Below are 20,311 nucleotides of genomic sequence, written 5' to 3' on the forward strand. Positions count from 1 at the left end.
GACGAGGGACAACTCCGCGACTACCTCAAGAGGGCCATCGCCGACGCCCGCGACGCCCGCCAGCGGCTGCGCGAAGCCGAGGACCAGGCGCGGGAGCCGATCGCCATCGTCGCGATGGCGTGCCGGTACCCGGGAGGCGTGTCCTCGCCCGAAGACCTGTGGCGGCTGGTGGCGGACGGCACCGACGCCGTCTCCGGGTTCCCCGGCGACCGGGGCTGGGATCTGGACGGGCTCTTCGATCCGGACCCGGACCGCCCCGGCACGTCGTATGCGAGCGAGGGCGGCTTCCTGCACGAGGCGGGGCTTTTCGACGCGGGGTTCTTCGGGATTTCGCCGCGCGAGGCCGTCGCCATGGACCCGCAGCAGCGGCTGTTGCTGGAGACGTCCTGGGAGGCCGTGGAGCGGGCGGGCATCGACCCGCTTTCGTTGAAGGGCAGCGATGTCGGCGTGTTCACCGGCGTGGCGAGCATGGGCTACGGGCCGGGCGGCGGAGCGATCGCGCCCGAGCTGGAGGGCTTCGTCGGCACCGGCGCGGCGCCGTGCATCGCGTCCGGCCGGGTGTCGTACGTGCTCGGCTTCGAGGGCCCGGCGGTCACCATGGACACGGGGTGTTCGTCCTCGCTGGTGGCGATGCATCTGGCCGCGCAGGCGCTGCGGCGCGGTGACTGCTCGATGGCGCTCGCGGGAGGCGCGATGGTGATGGCGCAGCCCGGTTCCTTCGTGTCGTTCTCGCGGCAGCGAGGGCTCGCCACCGACGGCCGCTGCAAGGCGTTCGCGGACAGCGCGGACGGGATGGGGCTCGCCGAGGGCGTCGGCGTGCTCGTGCTGGAGCGGCTGTCGGTCGCGCGGGAGCGCGGGCACCAGGTGCTGGCCGTGGTGCGCGGCATCGCGGTGAATCAGGACGGCGCGTCGAACGGGCTGACCGCGCCGAACGGCCCGTCGCAGCAACGTGTGATTCGCGCGGCACTGGCCGACGCCGGGCTTGCACCGTCCGATGTGGACGTTGTGGAGGGGCACGGCACGGGCACGACGCTGGGCGATCCGATCGAGGCGCAGGCTTTGCTTGCCACGTATGGGAAGGACCGGGACCCGGAGAAGCCGTTGTGGCTGGGTTCGGTGAAGTCGAACATCGGGCACACGCAGGCGGCCGCGGGCGTGGCCAGTGTGATCAAGATGGTGCAGGCGCTGCGGCACGGTGTGCTGCCCCCGACGCTGCATGTCGACAAACCGACCACCGAGGTGGACTGGTCCGCGGGTGCTGTGGAGCTGCTGACCGAGGCGCGGGAGTGGCCGGGTGAAGGCCGTCCGCGCCGGGCCGGGGTGTCCTCGTTCGGGATCAGCGGGACGAACGCGCACCTCATCCTGGAGGAAGCGCCCGCGGCGGAGGCGCCGGTCCCGGCCGAGGTACCGCCTGCCGGGGTGGTGCCGTTGGTGGTGTCGGCGCGGAGCACCGGCTCTCTTTCCGGGCAGGCCGGTCGCCTGGCGTCCTATGTGGACACGGGGGGAGCGGCGCTGGTGGACGTCGCCGGTGCGCTGGTGTCGTGCCGGGCCTTGTTCGGTGAGCGCGCGGTCGTGGTGGCGGACTCGCCCGAGGAAGCCCGGGTCGGCTTGGCGGCGTTGGCGCGTGGTGAAAGCGCGCCCGACGTCGTTACCGGCCGAGTGGCTGTTTCGGGGGTTCCGGGCAAGGTCGTGTGGGTGTTCCCCGGTCAGGGTTCGCAGTGGGCCGGAATGGGCCGGGAGTTGCTGGACTCGTCACCGGTGTTCGCGGAGCGGATCGCGGAGTGCGCCGCCGCATTGGATCCGTGGGTTGACTGGTCCCTTGTGGACGTTCTGCGCGGTGAGGCAGACCTGGACCGGGTCGATGTGGTGCAGCCCGCGAGTTTCGCGGTCATGGTGGGGCTCGCGGCGGTGTGGTCGTCGGCAGGTGTCGTGCCGGACGCGGTGGTGGGTCATTCGCAGGGTGAGATCGCGGCGGCGTGTGTGTCGGGCGCACTGTCCCTTGAGGATGCGGCGAAGGTGGTCGCGTTACGTAGCCAGGCGATCGCGGCGAAGCTGTCCGGACGCGGTGGCATGGCCTCGGTGGCGTTGAGTGAGGAGGACGCGGTCGCGCGGTTGGCGCCGTGGGAGGACCGCGTGGAGGTGGCGGCGGTCAACAGTCCTTCGTCGGTGGTGATCGCCGGGGATGCCCAGGCGCTCGACGAGGCGCTGGCCGGTTTGTCCACTCAGGACATTCGCGTGCGGCGGGTCGCGGTCGACTACGCCTCGCACACCCGGCACGTGGAGGACATCGAGGAACCCCTCGCCGAAGCACTGGCCGGGATCGGCGCGCAGGCTCCGTCCATGCCGTTCTACTCCACCCTGACCGGCGACTGGATCCGCGAAGCCGGAGTCGTGGACGGCGGCTACTGGTACCGGAACCTGCGCAACCAGGTGGGTTTCGGCCCCGCGGTGGCGGATCTGATCGGCTCGGGGCACCGGGTGTTCGTCGAGGTGAGCGCGCATCCCGTGCTCGTCCAGTCGATCAGCGAAATCGCCGACGACGCCGATGCCGACGTGCTGGCGACCGGGTCGTTGCGGCGTGACGACGGCGGTCAGCGGCGGCTCCTGATGTCGATGGCGGAGCTGTTCGTCCGCGGTGTCCCGGTGGACTGGAGTGCCTTGCTGCCGCCGGTGTCCGGGCGAGTGGATCTGCCGACGTATGCCTTCGACCACCAGCACTACTGGTTGCGGGCTGCTGAGTCGGCGAGCGACGCGGCGTCGCTGGGGCAGGTGGCGGCCGATCATCCATTGCTGGGCGCGGTGGTGCGGCTGCCGCAGTCGGACAGCTTCGTCTTCACCTCGCGGTTGTCGTCGACGTCGCATCCGTGGCTGGCCGAGCACACGCTCGACGACGTGATCGTCGTTCCCGGCAGCGGGTTGGCCGAGCTGGCCGTGCGAGCCGGGGACGAGGCCGGCTGTCCGGTGCTGGACGAACTCGTGATCGAGACGCCGTTGGTGCTGCCGGAGCGCGGCGGGGTCCGGGTGCAGGTCACGGTGGGCGGACCGGGCGAGAACGATTCGCGCACAGTGGAGGTGTACTCCCAGCACGACGACGACACGGACGCGTGGACCCGCCATGCGACGGGCGTGCTGTCGGCGACGTCGAGTGTGGCCGCCGGATTCGATTTCACGGCTTGGCCGCCGCCGGGCGCGCAGCAGGCCGGCGCCGAGGACGTCTACGACGAACTGGCCGCGCGCGGTTTCGGCTATGGGCCGGTGTTCCAGGGCGTGCGGGCGGTGTGGCGGCGCGGTGAGGAAACCTTCGCCGAGATCGCGCTGCCCGACGAGCAGCGGGAGGACGCCGCCGGGTTCGGTCTCCACCCGGCCTTGCTGGACGCGGCGTTGCATCCGGCTTTGCTGAACGAAGAAGGGCAGCGGCAGCCCGTGGAGTGGCGCGGGCTGGTGCTGCACGCGGCGGGTGCGTCGTCGCTGCGAGCGCGACTGGTGCCCGGCGGATCCGGCGCAGTGTCCCTGGAAGCGGCGGACGGCACCGGGCACTTGGTGGTATCCGCGGACTCGGTGGCGTTCCGTGCGGTGTCCGCCGAGTTGCTCGGCACCACCGAGAACCGCGACTCGTTGTTCCGGGTGGACTGGACCGAACTTCCTTTGTCACAAGGGAAAATGTCGCCGTCGTGGGTGGCGGTGACCACCGCCGCCGACGTGGCGGCCCTGACCGGCGACACGACCGCGGTGCTGGAGGCAGCCGGTACCGGCGACACGCTGGCCTTGACCTCCCGGGTGCTGGACGTGCTCCAGGCCTGGCTGGCCGGGCCGGGGCTGGAGGAGTCGCGGCTGGTGGTGGTGACACGCGGCGCGGTGCCCGCCGGGGGCGGCGCGGAGACCGACGCGGCCGCGGCGGCGGTGTGGGGCCTGGTCCGTTCCGCACAGGCGGAGAACCCGGACCGGATCACCCTGCTGGACCTCGAACCCGGCACCGAAGCGGAACCACTTCTCGGGGCGGTGCTCGCCACCGGAGAGCCGCAGATCGCTGCGCGCGGAACGTCCTTCCTCGTCCCGCGCCTCGCCCGCGTCGGCGAGACACCGGATTCGCCGGTCGTGTTCGGTCCGGAAGGGACGGTCCTTGTCTCCGGTGCCGGCGTACTGGGTGGCTTGGTGGCGCGGCATCTGGTCACCCGCCACGGTGTGCGTCGTCTGGTGGTCGCCAGCAGGCGGGGCATGGACGCCGAGGGCGCGAAGGACCTGGCCGCCGACCTCACCGGGCAGGGCGCGGAAGTGTCCATTGTGGCCTGTGACCTGGCCGATCGGGACCAGGTCGCCGCCCTGCTGGCCGAGCATCGCCCGGCCGGTGTGGTGCACACGGCGGGAGTGCTGGACGACGGCGTGATCGGGACGTTGACGCGAGAGCGGCTGGCCAGGGTGTTCGCGCCGAAGGTCGACGCGGTGCGGCATCTGGACGAGCTGACCCGCGACCGGGATCTCGACGCGTTCATCGTGTTCTCCTCGGGATCCGGGGTGTTCGGTTCGCCGGGGCAGGGCAACTACGCGGCGGCGAACGCGTTCCTCGACGCGGCGATGGCGAATCGCCGGGCGGCGGGCCTGCCCGGGTTGTCGCTGGCGTGGGGCCTGTGGGAGCAGGCGACCGGCATGACCGCTCATCTCGGCGGGGCCGATCAGGCACGGATGAGCCGTGGTGGGGTGCAGCCGATCTCGGCCGAGGAGGGCATGGCACTGTTCGACGCCGCGGTGAGCGCGGAGCACGCGTTGCTGGTGCCGGTCAAGCTGGACCTGCGGGAGGTGCGGGCGGGCGGTGCGGTGCCGCACCTGCTGCGCGGCCTGGTCCGGGCGGGAAGGCGGCAGGCGCAGGCCGCGTCCACAGTGGACAACGAGCTGCTGCACCGGCTGGCCGGGCTCGCGGCGGCCGAGCAGGAGGCGCTGCTCGTCGAGCTGGTGCGTGGTCAGGTCGCGGCGGTGCTCGGGCATTCCGGGCCGGACGCGGTCGGTGCGGACACGGCGTTCAAGGACGCCGGGTTCGACTCCCTCACCTCGGTGGAGCTGCGCAACCGGCTCCGCGAGGGGACGGGGTTGAAGCTGCCCGCGACGCTGGCCTTCGACTATCCCACCCCGCTCGTCCTAGCCCGGCACCTGCGCGCCGAACTCGGCGTCAGCGACGACGCGCTTTCCCTTGTGCAGGCGAAGATCGAAGACGTCGAGTCGCTGATCAGCGGGCTTCGGCTCGACGAGGCCATGAAAACCAGTATCACGCTTCGCCTTCAGGGCCTGGTGGCCAGATGCAACGGAGTTCTCGAACAGGCGGACGTCGCGACGGTGGCGGATCAGCTCGAGTCCGCTTCCGCCGACGAAGTCCTCGACTTCATCGACGAGGAGTTGGGCCTCACCTGACCCCGTCGCGACCACGTTCCAGCAAACCCTTGTGAGGACCGAAGAAATGGCCACGGACGAAAAACTCCTCAAGTACCTCAAGCGTGTCACGGCCGAACTGCACAGCCTGCGGAAACAGGGCGCGCGGCACGCCGACGAACCGCTGGCCATCGTGGGGATGGCGTGCCGGTTCCCTGGCGGTGTGTCCTCGCCCGAAGACCTGTGGCGGCTCGTGGCCGGCGGAGTCGACGCCCTTTCGGACTTCCCCGACGATCGGGGCTGGGAGCTGGACGGCCTGTTCGACCCGGACCCCGACAACCCGGGGACCTCCTACACCAGTCAGGGCGGTTTCCTGAGTGGGGCCGGGTTGTTCGACGCGGGTCTGTTCGGGATTTCGCCGCGTGAGGCACTCGTCATGGACCCGCAGCAGCGGGTGTTGCTGGAGACGTCGTGGGAGGCGCTGGAGGACGCCGGTGTCGACCCGCTTTCGCTGAAGGGCAACGACGTCGGAGTGTTCTCCGGGGTGTTCACCCAAGGCTACGGGGCCGGGGCGATCACGCCGGACCTGGAAGCCTTCGCGGGCATCGGCGGGGCGTCGAGTGTGGCGTCGGGCCGGGTGTCCTATGTGTTCGGTCTCGAAGGACCGGCGGTCACCGTCGACACCGCGTGTTCGTCGTCGCTGGTGGCCATTCACCTTGCCGCACAGGCGTTGCGGGCGGGCGAGTGCTCGATGGCACTCGCCGGTGGCGCGACGGTGATGCCGACGCCCGGCACCTTCGTGGCCTTCTCCCGGCAGCGCGTACTGGCTGCCGACGGCAGGTCCAAGGCCTTCTCCTCGACGGCGGACGGCACCGGCTGGGCCGAGGGCGCCGGGGTGATCGTCCTCGAACGGCTCTCGGTGGCGCAGGAGCGCGGGCACCGGATCCTGGCGGTGCTGCGCGGCAGCGCGGTGAACCAGGACGGTGCGTCCAACGGCCTGACCGCGCCGAACGGGCCGTCACAGCAACGCGTGATCCGCAAGGCACTGTCCGGCGCCGGGCTTGTTCCGTCCGATGTGGACATAGTCGAGGCACACGGGACCGGAACCGCGCTGGGTGACCCGATCGAGGCACAGGCACTGCTCGCGACCTATGGCCAGGCGCGCGAGCCGGAGCGGCCGTTGTGGCTCGGTTCGGTGAAGTCGAACATCGGCCACGCCCAGGCAGCCGCCGGGGTGGCCGGGGTGATCAAGATGGTGCAGGCGCTGCGGAACCGCGCCATGCCGCCCACCCTGCACGTGGCCGAGCCGACCCCCGAGGTGGACTGGTCGGCTGGGGCGGTCGAGTTGCTGACCGAGGGCAGGGACTGGCCGGGCGACGACCGTCCGCGTCGCGCCGGGGTGTCCGCGTTCGGGATCAGCGGGACGAACGCGCACCTGATCCTGGAGGAGGCGCCCCCGGAGGAACCCGTCGCGGAGGAAACGGCGCCCGCGGGTCTGGTGCCCTTGGTCGTGTCGGCGGCCAGCACCGCTTCCCTGGCAGCACAGGCCGGACGCCTCGCGGAGTTCCTCGAGTCCGGCGGCACGTCACTGGGACGGGTGGCCGGTGCGCTGGTGTCCGGCCGGGCTTTGCTGAACGACCGCGCGGTCGTGCTGGCGGGTTCGGACGAGGAAGCACTGGCCGGGCTGAAGGCGTTGGCACGCGGGGAAAACGCACCCGGTGTGGTGACCGGTCCGGGTAAGCCGGGCAAGGTCGTGTGGGTGTTCCCCGGCCAGGGTTCGCAGCGTCTCGGGATGGGCCGCGAGCTGTATGACCGGTACCCGGTTTTCGCGTCGGCGTTCGAAGAGGCTTGCGAGCACCTGGACGCCTGCCTGGCGGGGTGGACCGACCATCCGGTGCGGGATGTGGTGCTGGGCAAGGTGCCCGAGAGCACCGGGCTGCTGAACCAGACGGTGTTCACGCAGGCCGGGTTGTTCGCGGTGGAGAGCGCGTTGTTCCGGCTGGCGGAATCCTGGGGTGTGCGGCCGGACGTCGTGATCGGGCACTCGATCGGAGAGATCGCGGCCGCGTATGCCGCGGGCGTGTTCTCCCTGCCCGATGCGGCGAAGATCGTCGCGGCGCGGGGCAGGCTGATGCAGGCGCTGGCCCCGGGCGGGGCGATGGCCGCTGTCGCCGCCACGGAGGACGAGGTCGCGGAGCTGCTGGGCGAGGGTGTCGAACTCGCGGCCGTCAACGGTCCCGCGGCCGTGGTGCTCTCCGGTGACGAGGACGCGGTCCTCGCGGCTGCCGGCCGGATGCGGGAGCGCGGGCACAAGACGAAGCAGCTCATGGTTTCGCACGCGTTCCATTCCGCGCGGATGGAGCCGATGCTGGCGGAGTTCGCCGCCGAGCTGGCCGGCGTGACATGGCGGGAACCGGAGATTCCCGTGGTCTCCAACGTGACCGGACGGCTCGCCGAACCCGGTGAACTCGCCGATCCCCGGTACTGGGCCGAGCACGTGCGGCGGCCGGTGCGGTTCGCCGAGGGGATCGCGGCCGCGGTGGAGTACGGCGGCGCGCTGTTCGTCGAGCTGGGCCCGGGCGCGGCGTTGACCGCCCTCGTGGAGGAGACGGCCGACGAGGCGGCCTGCGTCGCGGCGTTGCGCGACGACCGCCCGGAGGAACAGGCCCTGCTCGCCGCGGTGGCCGAGTTGTTCGTCCGCGGCGTGCCGGTGGACTGGTCCACGATGCTGCCGCCCGCGACCGGACGGGCCGATCTGCCGAAGTACGCCTTCGACCAGCGGAACTACTGGCTGCAGCCCGCCGTGCAGGCGATGGACGCGGCGTCGCTCGGGCAGGTCGCGGCCGATCATCCGCTGCTGGGCGCGGTGGTGCGGCTGCCGCAGTCGGACGGGCTGGTGTTCACCTCGCGCCTGTCGCTGCGGTCGCATCCTTGGCTGGCCGATCACGTCATCGGTGGGGTGGTGCTCGTCGCGGGCACCGGGCTCGTCGAGCTGGCGGTCCGGGCCGGTGACGAGGCGGGCTGCCCGGTCCTCGAAGAGCTGGTGATCGAGGCGCCGCTGGTCGTCCCCGAGCACGGCGGCGTCCGGATCCAGGTCGTGGTGGGGGCACCGGGCGAGACCGGCTCGCGCACGTTCGAGGTGTACTCGCTGCGCGAGGACGCCGGTACGGAGGTGTGGACGCGGCACGCCACCGGATCCCTGGCGGCGACACCGAGCGGCCGCACCGGCTTCGACTTCACCGCTTGGCCGCCGCCGGGCGCGCAGCGGATCGAGGCCGGGGACTTCTACACCGACCTCGTCGAGCGCGGTTATGCGTACGGGCCGACGTTCCAAGGACTGCGGTCGGTGTGGCGGCGCGGCGACGAGGTGTTCGCCGAAGTCGCCCTGCCCGAGGACGAACGCGCGGACGCGGCCAGGTTCGGCATCCATCCCGGGCTGCTGGACGCCGCCCTGCACGCGGGGATGCTCGGCGCCGCACCGGATTCCGAACCTGGACGGCCGGTGCTGCCGTTCGCCTGGAACGGCCTGGTCCTGCACGCCGCCGGCGCGTCGGCGCTGCGGGTCCGGCTCGCGCCCGCCGGCCCGGACGCGTTGTCGGTCGAGGCCGCGGACGAGGCGGGCGGTCTCGTGGTGACGGCGGACTCGCTGGTGTCCCGGCCGGTCTCCACCGAGCAGCTGGGCGCCGCCGCGGCGGCGCACCGCGACTCGCTGTTCCGTCTGGAGTGGACAGAGCTGCCTCCGGTCGAAGCCACCCCCGAGCCGTCCTGGCTGGCGGTCGCCACCCCGGAAGACGTCGCGGCCTTGGCCGACGGCGCTCCCGCGGCGGTGCTGTATTCGGCCGTCGGCGGCGGTGACGCCGCACTGGACGTGACCGCGCGGGCGCTGGAGATCGTTCAGGCCTGGGTCGCGGGCGCCGGACTGGAGAACTCGCGGCTGGTGGTCGTGACCCGGGGCGCGGTGCCCGCCGGGGACGGCGTGGTGTTGGACCCGGCCGCGTCGGCGGTGTGGGGCCTGGTCCGGGCCGCTCAGGCGGAGAACCCGGATCGGATCGTCCTCCTCGATCTGGACGCCGACACGGGAGTGGAGCCGGTGCTCGGCGCGGTGCTGGCCTGCGGTGAGCCGCAGGTAGCGGTCCGGGGCACCGCGCTGTCGGCTCCTCGGCTCGCCCGTGCCGAAGCCGCGGACCAGACCGCCGTGTTCGGTCCACAAGGGACGGTGCTGGTCTCGGGCGCGGGATCGCTGGGTGCGCTCGTGGCCCGGCATCTGGTGGCCCGGCACGGGGTGCGGCGGCTGGTGCTGGTCAGCAGGCGGGGCCCGGACGCCGAGGGCATGGCCGAGCTGACCGCCGAACTCGACCGGCAGGACGCGGAAGTGTCCATTGTGGCCGGTGACATGGCCGACCGGGATCAGGTGGCGGCGCTGCTGGCCGAGCATTGCCCGGCCGGGGTGGTGCACACGGCCGGGGTGCTGGACGACGGCGTGCTGGAGTCGTTGACGCGAGAGCGGCTGGCCAGGGTGTTCGCGCCGAAGGTCGACGCGGTGCGGCACCTGGACGAGCTGACTCGCGACATGGACCTCGACGCGTTCGTCGTGTTCTCGTCCGCCTCGGGCGTTTTCGGCTCCGCCGGGCAGGGCAACTACGCCGCCGCCAACGCCTATCTGGACGCCGCGATGGCGAACCGTCGCGCCGCCGGACTGCCGGGCGTGTCGCTGGCCTGGGGCCTGTGGGAGCAGACCGACGGCATGACCGCGCACCTCGGCGACGCCGATCAGGCGCGGGCGAGCCGGGGTGGCGTTCTCGCCATTTCGCCCGCGGAGGGCATGGAACTCTTCGACGCCGCGGTGAGCGCCGATCACGCCCTTCTCGTGCCGGTCAAACTGGATCTGCGGAAGACTCGCTCCGACGGGGTGGTGCCGCACCTGCTGCGCGGCCTGGTCCGCGCCGGACGACGTCAGGCGCGTCCCGCGTCCACAATGGACAGGGGACTCGCCGGGCGGTTGGCCGGGCTCGCCGCGGCGGAGCAGGAGGCATTGCTGCTCGACGTGGTGCGCGGTCAGGTCGCGCAGGTGCTCGGCCACACCGGCGCGGAAGCCGTGCGCGCGGACGCGGCGTTCAAGGACGCCGGGTTCGATTCCCTGACCTCGGTGGAGCTGCGGAACCGGCTGCGCGAGGCGACCGGGCTGAAGCTGCCCGCCACGCTGGTCTTCGACTATCCGACGCCGATCGCGCTCGCCCGCCATCTGCGCGACGAACTGGGCGACACGGTCGCGGGCACTGCTACGCCGGTCGCGGCCGCCGCGGCGCCCGGCGAGCCGATCGCCATCGTGGGCATGGCGTGCCGCTTGCCGGGTGGCGTCACGGACCCCGAGGGCTTGTGGCGCTTGGTGCGCGAGGGTCGCGAAGGGCTGTCTCCCTTCCCCGAGGACCGGGGCTGGGACCTGGACAACCTGTTCGACGAGGACCCCGACAACTCCGGGACGACCTACACCAGCCAGGGCGGTTTCCTCGAAAATGCGGGCCAGTTCGACGCGGCGTTCTTTGGGATCTCACCGCGTGAGGCGCTCGCCATGGACCCGCAGCAGCGGTTGCTCCTGGAGACGTCGTGGGAGGCCCTCGAAGGCGCCGGTCTCGACCCGGTGGCCTTGAAGGGCGCCGATGTCGGCGTGTTCGCCGGGGTGTCCAACCAGGGCTACGGAATGGGCGCGGACGCGTCCGAAGTGGAGGGTTACGCGAGCACGGCGGCGGCGTCGAGTGTGGCGTCGGGCCGGGTGTCCTATGTGTTCGGTTTCGAGGGCCCGGCGGTCACGATCGACACGGCGTGTTCGTCGTCGCTGGTGGCGATGCACCTGGCAGGCCAAGCGCTCCGGGAAGGCGAGTGCTCGATGGCGCTGGCCGGTGGGGTGACGGTCATGGGGACGCCCGGCACCTTCGTCGAGTTCTCGCGGCAGCGCGGGCTGGCCGGGGACGGGCGGTGCAAGGCCTACGCGGAGGGCGCGGACGGCACGGGCTGGGCCGAGGGCGTCGGGATCGTCGTACTGGAGCGGCTGTCGGTGGCGCGCGAGCGCGGGCACCGGATCCTCGCGGTGCTCCGGGGGAGTGCGGTCAACCAGGACGGCGCGTCCAACGGGCTGACCGCGCCGAACGGCCCGTCGCAGCAGCGGGTCATCCGCCGGGCGCTGTCCGGCGCCGGACTCGAACCGTCCGATGTGGACGTCGTGGAAGGGCACGGCACCGGGACGGCCTTGGGCGATCCGATCGAGGCGCAGGCGTTGCTCGCCACGTACGGGAAGGACCGGGACCCGGAAAAGCCGTTGTGGCTGGGGTCGTTGAAGTCGAACATCGGGCACGCGCAGTCGGCAGCGGGCGTCGCGAGCGTGATCAAGATGGTGCAGGCGCTGCGGTACGGCGTCCTGCCGCCGACGTTGCACGTGGATCAGCCCACCACGCAGGTGGACTGGTCCGCCGGTGCGGTCGAGCTGCTGACCGAGGCGCGGGAGTGGCCGGGCGAAGGGCGTCCGCGCCGGGCCGGGGTGTCTTCCTTCGGGATCAGCGGGACGAATGCGCACCTGATCATCGAAGAGGCGCCGCTCGAGGCACGGCCGTCCTCCGGCGAGAAGCCGGTCGGCTCCGTCGTTCCGTTGGTGGTGTCGGCACGCAGCGCCGGTTCCCTTGCTGGGCAAGCCCGTCGGCTGTCCGAGTTCATCGGGGACGAGCCGCTTCCGGACGTCGCCGGTGCGTTGGTGTCCGGTAGGGCTTTGTTCGGTGAGCGCGCGGTCGTGGTGGCGGGCTCGGCCGAGGAGTCCCGGGTCGGCCTGGAGGCGTTGGCACGCGGCGAGGACGCGCCCGGCCTGGTGACCGGCAGGGTGCCCGCGTCCGGCGCGCCGGGGAAGCTGGTGTGGGTGTTCCCCGGCCAGGGAACGCAGTGGGCCGGGATGGGCCGCGAACTCCTGGACTCCTCACCGGTTTTCGCCGAGCGGATCACCGAATGCGCGGCCGCGCTGGATCGGTGGGTCGATTGGTCCCTTGTGGACGTTCTGCGCGGCGACGTCGATCTGCTGGACCGCGTCGACGTGCTGCAGCCCGCGAGTTTCGCGATGATGGTGGGTCTCGCGGCGGTGTGGTCCTCCGTCGGTGTGGTTCCCGACGCGGTGCTCGGCCATTCGCAGGGGGAGATCGCGGCGGCGTGTGTGTCGGGGGCACTGTCCCTTGAGGACGCCGCGAAGGTGGTCGCGCTGCGCAGCCAGGCGATCGCGGCGAAGCTTTCCGGCCGCGGTGGGATGGCCTCGGTGGCGTTGAGCGAGGAAGACGCGGTCGCGAGGCTGGAGCCGTGGGCGGGCCGAGTCGAGGTGGCGGCGGTCAACAGCCCCACGTCGGTGGTGATCGCCGGGGACGCCGAGGCACTCGACGAAGTGCTGGAAACCCTGTTCGGCCAAGGGATCCGCGTCCGTCGGGTCGCGGTGGACTATGCCTCGCACACCCGCCACGTCGAAGACATCGACGACACCCTCGCCGAGACGCTGGCCGGGATCGACGCCCGGGCTCCGCTGGTGCCGTTCTACTCCACGATGACCGGCGCCTGGGTCGAGGACGCTGGGGTCGTGGACGGCCGGTACTGGTACCGGAACCTGCGTGAACAGGTGCGGTTCGGCCCGGCCGTCACCGAGTTGCTCGGGCAGGGGCATGGCGTGTTCGTGGAGGTCAGTGCCCATCCGGTGCTGGTGCAGCCGATCACCGAGCTCATCGACGACACCGGCGCGGTGGTCGCCGGGTCGGTGCGGCGCGACGACGGCGGCCTGCCCCGGTTGCTCACCTCCCTGGCCGAACTGTTCGTCCGCGGTGTCGCGGTGGACTGGGCCACGATGCTGCCGCCCGCGCGGGTCGACTTGCCGACTTACGCCTTCGACCATCAGCACTACTGGCTCCGTGCGGCCGAGTCCGCCACCGACGCAGCCTCGCTGGGCCTGGCCGGGGCCGACCACCCGCTGCTCGGCGCGGTCGTGCAGCTCCCGCAGTCCGACGGTCTCGTGTTCACCTCGCGGTTGTCGTTGCGGTCCCACCCCTGGCTGGCCGACCACGCGGTCCGGGACGTCGTGATCGTCCCCGGCACCGGACTGGTCGAGCTGGCCGTGCGGGCCGGGGACGAAGCCGGGTGTTCGGTGCTCGACGAGCTGGTCATCGAGGCGCCGCTCGTGGTGCCCCGGCGCGGCGGGGTCCGCGTGCAGGTCGCGCTGAGCGGCCCCGGCGAGGACGGCTCGCGCACGGTGGACGTGTACTCCCTGCGCGAAGACGTTGCCGGGGAAGGTGGTGCGGGCACGTGGACGCGGCACGCGACCGGCGTGCTGACGTCCGCGGGCAGGCCGAAGCGCGGCGGGTTCGACTTCGCCGCCTGGCCGCCGCCCGACGCCCGGCCCGTCGACATCAGCGGTGCCTACGGCGTGCTCGCGGACGTGGGTTATGGGTACGGGCCGACGTTCCAGGCCGTGCGGGCGGTGTGGCGGCGGGGTAGTGGCGACAGCGCCGAGACCTTCGCGGAGATCGCCCTGCCCGAGGAACACCGCGCGGAAGCGGCCAGGTTCGGCATTCACCCCGCGCTGCTGGACGCGGCCCTGCACTCGACGATGGTGAGCGCCGCGGCGGGGGACGCCGGAACCTACGGGAACGAGGTGCGGCTGCCGTTCGCGTGGAACGGGCTGCGCCTGCACGCGGCCGGTGCCTCGGTGTTGCGTGTGCGGGTCGCCAACGAGGGTGACGCGATGTCGCTCGAAGCCGTGGACGAGGCCGGTGGCCTGGTCGTGACGCTGGACGCGCTGGTCGGCAGGCCGGTGTCCGACGAGCAGCTGGCGACCGCGGCGGGCGCCGATGCGTTGTTCCGGGTGGATTGGACTCCACTGTCCTCTGTGGACGCATCGGTGCCGTCTTGGGTGGCGGTGGACACCGCCGAGCAGGTGGCGACGCTGGCCGACGACGTCCTCTCCGGCGCGGCGGCCGCTCCGGCGGTGGCCGTCATGGAAGCCGTCGGCTCCGGCGGCCCGGACGCGGTGCTGGAGTTGAGCGTCCGGGTGCTGGAGGTCGTCCAGTGCTGGCTGGACGGCGCCGGGTTCGAGGAGTCGCGGCTCGCGATCGTGACCAGGGGCGCGGTGCCCGCCGGGGACGGTGTGGTGACCGATCCGGCCGCGTCGGCGGTGTGGGGCCTGGTCCGGGCCGCGCAGGCGGAGAACCCGGACCGGATCATCCTGCTGGACACCGACACCGAGGTGGAACCGGTCCTGGGGCCGGTGCTGGCCAGCGGCGAACCGCAGGTCGCGGTGCGCGGAAGGAGTTTCTCCGTGCCCCGCCTCGTCCGCGCCGGCCTGCCGGGATCGCCCGCCCCGTTCGGTCCACAAGGGACGGTGCTGGTCACCGGTGGCACCGGATCGCTCGGCGGTCTCGTGGCCCGGCATCTGGTCGAGCGGCACGGCGTGCGGCAGCTGCTGCTGACCAGCAGGCGGGGGCTGGACGCCGAGGGTGCGAAGGATCTGGTCGCCGACCTCACCGACCTGGGCGCGGTGGTTTCGGTGGTGCCCTGCGACCTGGCCGACCGGGATCAGGTGAAGGACCTGCTGGCGGCCGTGCCCGAGGAGCATCCCCTCACCTGCGTGGTGCACACGGCGGGCGTTTCGGACGCCGGAGTGATCGGGACGGTGACGCCGGAGCAACTGGCCGGGGTGTTCGCCCCCAAGGTCGACGCGGTGCGGCATCTCGACGAGCTGACCCGCGGCATGGACCTCGACGCGTTCATCGTTTATTCCTCGGTTTCGGCCGTGTTCATGGGCGCGGGCAGCGGTAGCTACGCGGCGGCGAACGCGTTCCTGGACGGGCTGATGGCGAGTCGCCGGGCGGCGGGCCTGCCGGGCTTGTCGCTGGCATGGGGCCTGTGGGACACGACCACCGGCATGGCGGCGCAGACCGACGAAGCCACGAGGACCCGGATGAACCGGCGTGGCGGGCTCGTGGCCATGAAACCCGCGGAGGGCATGGAACTCTTCGACGCCGCGTGCGCCTCCGGGCAGGCGCAGCTGGTGCCCGCCAAGCTCGACCTGCGGGGCTTGCGATCCGGCGGTACCGAGGTGCCGCACCTGTTGCGCGGACTGGTCCGGGCGGCGCGGCAGCAGGCACACACCGCGGGCGGTGAAGAGCGCGGACAGCTGAGCGACCGGCTGGCCGGGCTCGGTCCGGACGAACAGGCGAAGGTGCTGCTCGACGTCGTGCGGGCTCAGGTGGCGTCGGTTCTCGGCTACAGCGCGGGGGAACAGATCGACGAGGACCAGGGCTTGTTCGAGATCGGTTTCGATTCCCTCACCGCGGTCGAACTCCGTAACCGGCTGCGCACCATTACCGAACGGAAGATCTCGCCCAGTGTCGTCTTCGACCATCCGACGCCGAAAATGCTCGCCGCGCATCTGCACGAGCTGATCCAGGGCGACCAGGCCACGGCCCCGATCCCGGCTGAAGGAAGGTGAGGAATGTGTTCGACGTGAGTACCTATCTCCGGCGGATCGGCTGTGACGGCGAAACCGGCGTGAACATCGAGACGTTGCGGAAACTGCAGAAGAGTCACCTCATGGCGATTCCGTACAGCAGTGTCGCTTATGGACTCCGGGACGCGGTCGACGTCGTCGATCTCGATGAGGACGCTGTCTTCGAAACCAGCATCGCCGAGGGAAAGGGCGGCGCCTGCTATCACCTGAACCGGCTGTTCCACCGGCTCCTGCGCGAGCTGGGCTACGACGTCACGCCGATCGCGGGGAGCACCACCGAAGGCAGGGAGACCTTCGGGACCGACATCGAGCACATGTTCAACCGCGTCACGCTGGGCGGCGGCGAATGGCTCGTGGACGTCGGCTACCCGGGTCCCGTCTACCTCGAACCGTTGCCGGTCTCGGACGCGGTGCACACCCAGTACCGGAGCCAGTTCCGGCTGGTCGAACACGAATCCGGGTACGCGCTGCAACGCCGGGGCGCGGTCACCCGCTGGGGCGTCGTCTACACCTTCACGACGGAACCCCGTCAGTGGAGCGACTGGAAGGAACTGGAGGACAACTTCCGGGAGCTCGTCGGCGACCCGGACCGTCATGACACGCAGGAAATCCTGTGCGGCAGGGCGTTCGAGAACGGTCAGGTCTTCCTGCGGCAGCGCCGGTATCTGACGGTCCGGGACGGCCGCGAGCAGGTACGCACGATCACGGACGACGACGAGCACCGGATGCTGCTGTCCCGCATCCTGTCCGGCGAGCTCGGCTGAAGAGGAAAGGAAACCATGGCGGGCAAGGATGGCGTATTCGCGAGGCTGGTCAGCCTCTACCGGACCGCGTACAAGAACCACTACATCCCGTACCTCTATTTCTTCTACGGTGGCGAATATCTGCACTACGGCAGCGAGCCGACGTCGAGGATCGCCGACCTCCCGAATCTGACCGTGCCGGAAGAGTGGGTGAGGGAATTCAGGGAGAAGGCGCCGTGAGAACGACGATTCCGGTACGCCTCGGCGAGCGTTCCTACGACGTGCTCGTCGGCCCTGGGGTACGCGCGTCGCTTGCCGAGGTCGTACGGCGGCTCGGCGCCAAACGGGCCGCCGTCGTGTCGGCGCGTCCGGCGGAATGGGTGCCGGACACCGGGGTCGAGACCCTGCTGCTGCCCGCCAGGGACGGCGAACAGGACAAGCGACTGTCCACAGTGGAGGCGCTGTGCGGTGAGTTCGCGCGGTTCGGGCTCACCAGGTCCGACGTCGTCGTTTCGTGCGGCGGCGGCACCACCACGGACGTGGCCGGGCTCGCGGCCGCGCTGTACCACCGGGGTGTCGCCGTGGTGCACCTGCCCACGTCCCTGCTCGCCCAGGTGGACGCCAGCGTCGGCGGGAAGACCGCGGTGAACCTGCCCGACGGCAAGAACCTGGCCGGCGCGTACTGGCAGCCCAGCGCGGTGCTGTGCGACACGGACTACCTGTCGACCTTGCCGCGCCGGGAAATGCTGAACGGCCTCGGCGAGATCGCCCGCTGCCACTTCATCGGCGCGCCGGATCTGCGCGGGCTGCCGCTGGCGGAGCAGATCGCCGCCAGTGTGACCCTCAAGGCGAGCATCGTGGAGCGGGACGAGCGCGACACCGGACTGCGGCACATACTCAACTACGGCCACACCCTGGGCCACGCACTGGAGATCGCGACCGATTTCGCCCTGCGTCACGGCGAAGCGGTCGCCATCGGCACGGTCTTCGCGGGCAGGCTGGCCGGTGCGCTGGGCCGGATCGACCAGTCCAGAGTGGACGAACACCTGGCGGTCGTCCGGCACTACGGCCTGCCCGCCGCCCTGCCCGCCGACGTCGACCCGGCCGTCCTCGTCCGCCAGATGCACCGGGACAAGAAGGCGATCACCGGACTCGGCTTCGTCCTGGACGGGCCCGAGGGCGCGGAGCTGGTGAGCGATGTGCCTGCGGAGGTGGTCACGCGCGTTCTCGATCGGATGCCCCGCGAGAGCCTGGAAAACCTGGCCGGCACCTCCGCGATCCCGGTCGCGGCAACCGATGCGGCGACAGCATGAAGCGATTCCTGCACCGGCCCGCCGAGTCGGGCGCTCTCCACACCCGCGCGGTCGACCGGGTGCTGGCCGGCAAGCTGAGCGCGGCGCTGGCCCGGCCCGCCGCGCAGCAGCCGCGCTGGCCGGACGCCGAGCGGGCGGGCGCGGTGATCGGGCAGCTACACAACGCCGAGCCGATCGTGGCGCCGGACGAGACGGCGCGGCTGGCGGACCGGCTCGCGTCGGTGGCCCGCGGCGAGGCGTTCCTGTTGCAGGGCGGCGACTGCGCGGAGACCTTCGCCGACAACACCGAACCGCACCTCCGGGCCAATCTGGGGATCCTGGAACGGATGGCGGGCGTGCTCGCCGGCGCGGCGGGCCTGCCGGTGGTCAAGATCGCCCGCATGGCCGGGCAGTACGCCAAGCCGCGGTCGAAGCCGGTCGACGCGCTGGGCCTGCCGGTCTACCGGGGTGACATCGTGAACTCCCCGGAACCCACGGCCGCCGCCAGGACGCCCGATCCGGACCGGATGCTGATGGCCTACGCCCACGCCGCCGGCGCGATGGACCTCGTCCGCAAGCTCTGCGCCGACGGCGTGTCCGAACCTCTTGTGGCGCAACGGGATCTCGTCCCCGTCGCGGGGGCCCGCCGGGCTGCGGCGGCCGGCGAACTGCTGCTCGCGGACGGCGACCGGGCACCACGCCCGAGCGAGATCTACGTCAGCCACGAGATGCTCCTGCTCGACTACGAACGGGCCGTCCTGTGGGCGGACAACGGCGGCCCGGAACCCCGGTTGTCCAGCGGGCTGGCGCATTTCCTGTGGATCGGGGAACGCACCCGCCAGCTCGACGGCGCCCACATCGCGTTCGCGGAGCTCCTGTCCAATCCGATCGGCCTGAAGCTCGGGCCGAACGTCACACCGGAACAGGCCGTCGAATACGTGCGGCGCCTCGACCCGCACCGCACACCGGGGCGGCTGACGCTGGTCAGCCGCATGGGCCACGGCCGGGTCCGCGAACTGCTCCCGCCGATCGTGGAGAAGGTCGCGGCCTCCGGGCACGAGGTGATCTGGCAGTGCGACCCGATGCACGGCAACACCAGGACGTCGAGAAACGGGTACAAGACCCGGCATTTCGGCCAGGTGGTCGACGAGATCGCGGGCTTCTTCGCGGTACACCGGAGGCTCGGTACCCATCCCGGCGGCATTCACGTCGAGGTGACCGGCGAGGACGTGACGGAATGTCTCGGTGGCCCCCCGGCGATCTCGGAGGCCGACCTGCCCGCGCGCTACCGGACCGCCTGCGATCCGCGGCTCAACGCCGAGCAGTCGGTCGAACTCGCGTTCTCCGTCGCGAGGATGCTGAGGGGTTACTAAGCCGGCCAAAAGTAGGCCGCCCCCCAACGCGGCACGTAACCGTTGCAACGAAGTCATTCGGCCGTGACTGTGGTCGGATTAGTAACTAAGGGCATACCAGCCGCAGCGGAAAGGCTTGTGATGAGCGGAACCCCGCCAGGAGTGACCATCAGCGGCACCACCCGGCTGTACGTCGTGCTGGGTGATCCGGTCGCCCAGGTCCAATCGCCCGCGATGCTGAACCCGCTCTTCGCGGAACTGGGCATCGACGCGGTACTGGTTCCGGTGCACGCCAAGCCGGAGCACCTCGAACGGGTCGTCGCCGGGCTGCGGTGCATGGGCAACGTCGACGGCATTTTCGTGACGGTGCCGCACAAGGCGGCCGCGGCCGGGCTCGCCGATCGGCGCAGTGCGATGGTCGACGTCGCCGGGAGCGCCAACGCGCTCAGGCGGGAAGCCGACGGCAGCTGGTACGCCGAGAACTTCGACGGCATCGGCTTCGTGGCCGGACTGACCGGCGCCGGCCATGACCCGAAAGCCAGGCACGTGGCGCTCGTCGGCGCCGGTGGCGCGGGAAGCGCCATCGCGGCCGCGCTGCTGACGGCCGGTGCCGAGCGGCTTTCGGTGTGCGATCCGGACACCGCGAAACTGAACGCGCTCGCCGCGCGCCTGGACACGCATTGGCCGGGCCGGACCAGCACTTCGGCGCAACCGCGCCTCGACGGTGCCGACATCGTCGTGAACGCCACCCCGCTCGGGCTGAAACCCGGGGATCCCCTGCCCTTCCGGCCGGACCTCGTACCTCGGGGCAGCGTGGTCGCCGACATCATTATGAAACCTCGCGAAACCCGGCTTCTCCGTGAAGCGGCGGGACTCGGTCATCACGTCCATTACGGAATCAGCATGCTCGACGGGCAGCTGGACTCCTACCGTGCTTTCTTCGGTCTGGGCTGACCCGGCGCCGACTACCAAGCCGGGGGATGTGAGGCACCGGGCGGCGTCCTAGTCTGATATGGACGCTGATATACGCGTTGTTCCGAGATCGTG

General features: G+C 71.4%; 7 protein-coding genes. All 7 read left to right on the forward strand.

Features of this window, described 5'->3' with window-relative positions:
* Positions 1 to 36: 36 nt before the first annotated feature.
* The 7 genes from ACFWX1_RS19610 (at position 37) to ACFWX1_RS19640 (ending at position 20,218) form a co-directional block, all read left to right on the forward strand.
* A complete protein-coding gene (locus tag ACFWX1_RS19610; protein ID WP_378389216.1) occupies positions 37 to 5,400 on the forward strand; it encodes a beta-ketoacyl synthase N-terminal-like domain-containing protein in 5,364 nt (1,787 codons plus the stop codon).
* Positions 5,401 to 5,446: 46 nt separating this feature from the next.
* Entirely contained in the window at positions 5,447 to 15,859 is a 10,413-nt protein-coding gene (locus tag ACFWX1_RS19615) for an SDR family NAD(P)-dependent oxidoreductase (protein ID WP_378389173.1), read from the forward strand.
* Positions 15,856 to 16,641, forward strand: a complete 786-nt coding sequence (locus ACFWX1_RS19620) for an arylamine N-acetyltransferase (protein WP_378389175.1) — start codon at positions 15,856 to 15,858, stop codon at positions 16,639 to 16,641. Before ACFWX1_RS19615 ends, ACFWX1_RS19620 begins: the two co-directional genes overlap by 4 nt.
* A 15-nt stretch (positions 16,642 to 16,656) precedes the next feature.
* Positions 16,657 to 16,860, forward strand: a complete 204-nt coding sequence (locus ACFWX1_RS19625; protein ID WP_378389177.1) for a hypothetical protein — start codon at positions 16,657 to 16,659, stop codon at positions 16,858 to 16,860.
* Positions 16,857 to 17,933 (forward strand): 3-dehydroquinate synthase family protein, encoded by a 1,077-nt coding sequence (locus ACFWX1_RS19630; RefSeq protein ID WP_378389179.1) that lies wholly within the window; start codon positions 16,857 to 16,859, stop codon positions 17,931 to 17,933. Before ACFWX1_RS19625 ends, ACFWX1_RS19630 begins: the two co-directional genes overlap by 4 nt.
* Positions 17,930 to 19,285, forward strand: a complete 1,356-nt coding sequence (locus ACFWX1_RS19635; protein ID WP_378389181.1) for a 3-deoxy-7-phosphoheptulonate synthase — start codon at positions 17,930 to 17,932, stop codon at positions 19,283 to 19,285. The genes ACFWX1_RS19630 and ACFWX1_RS19635 overlap by 4 nt, the downstream gene beginning before the upstream one ends.
* Before the next feature lie 120 nt (positions 19,286 to 19,405).
* A complete protein-coding gene (locus ACFWX1_RS19640) occupies positions 19,406 to 20,218 on the forward strand; it encodes a shikimate dehydrogenase family protein (protein ID WP_378389182.1) in 813 nt (270 codons plus the stop codon).
* Positions 20,219 to 20,311: the final 93 nt, after the last annotated feature.

This window comes from Amycolatopsis sp. NPDC059021, from assembly GCF_042739895.1.
GTDB lineage: Bacteria > Actinomycetota > Actinomycetes > Mycobacteriales > Pseudonocardiaceae > Amycolatopsis.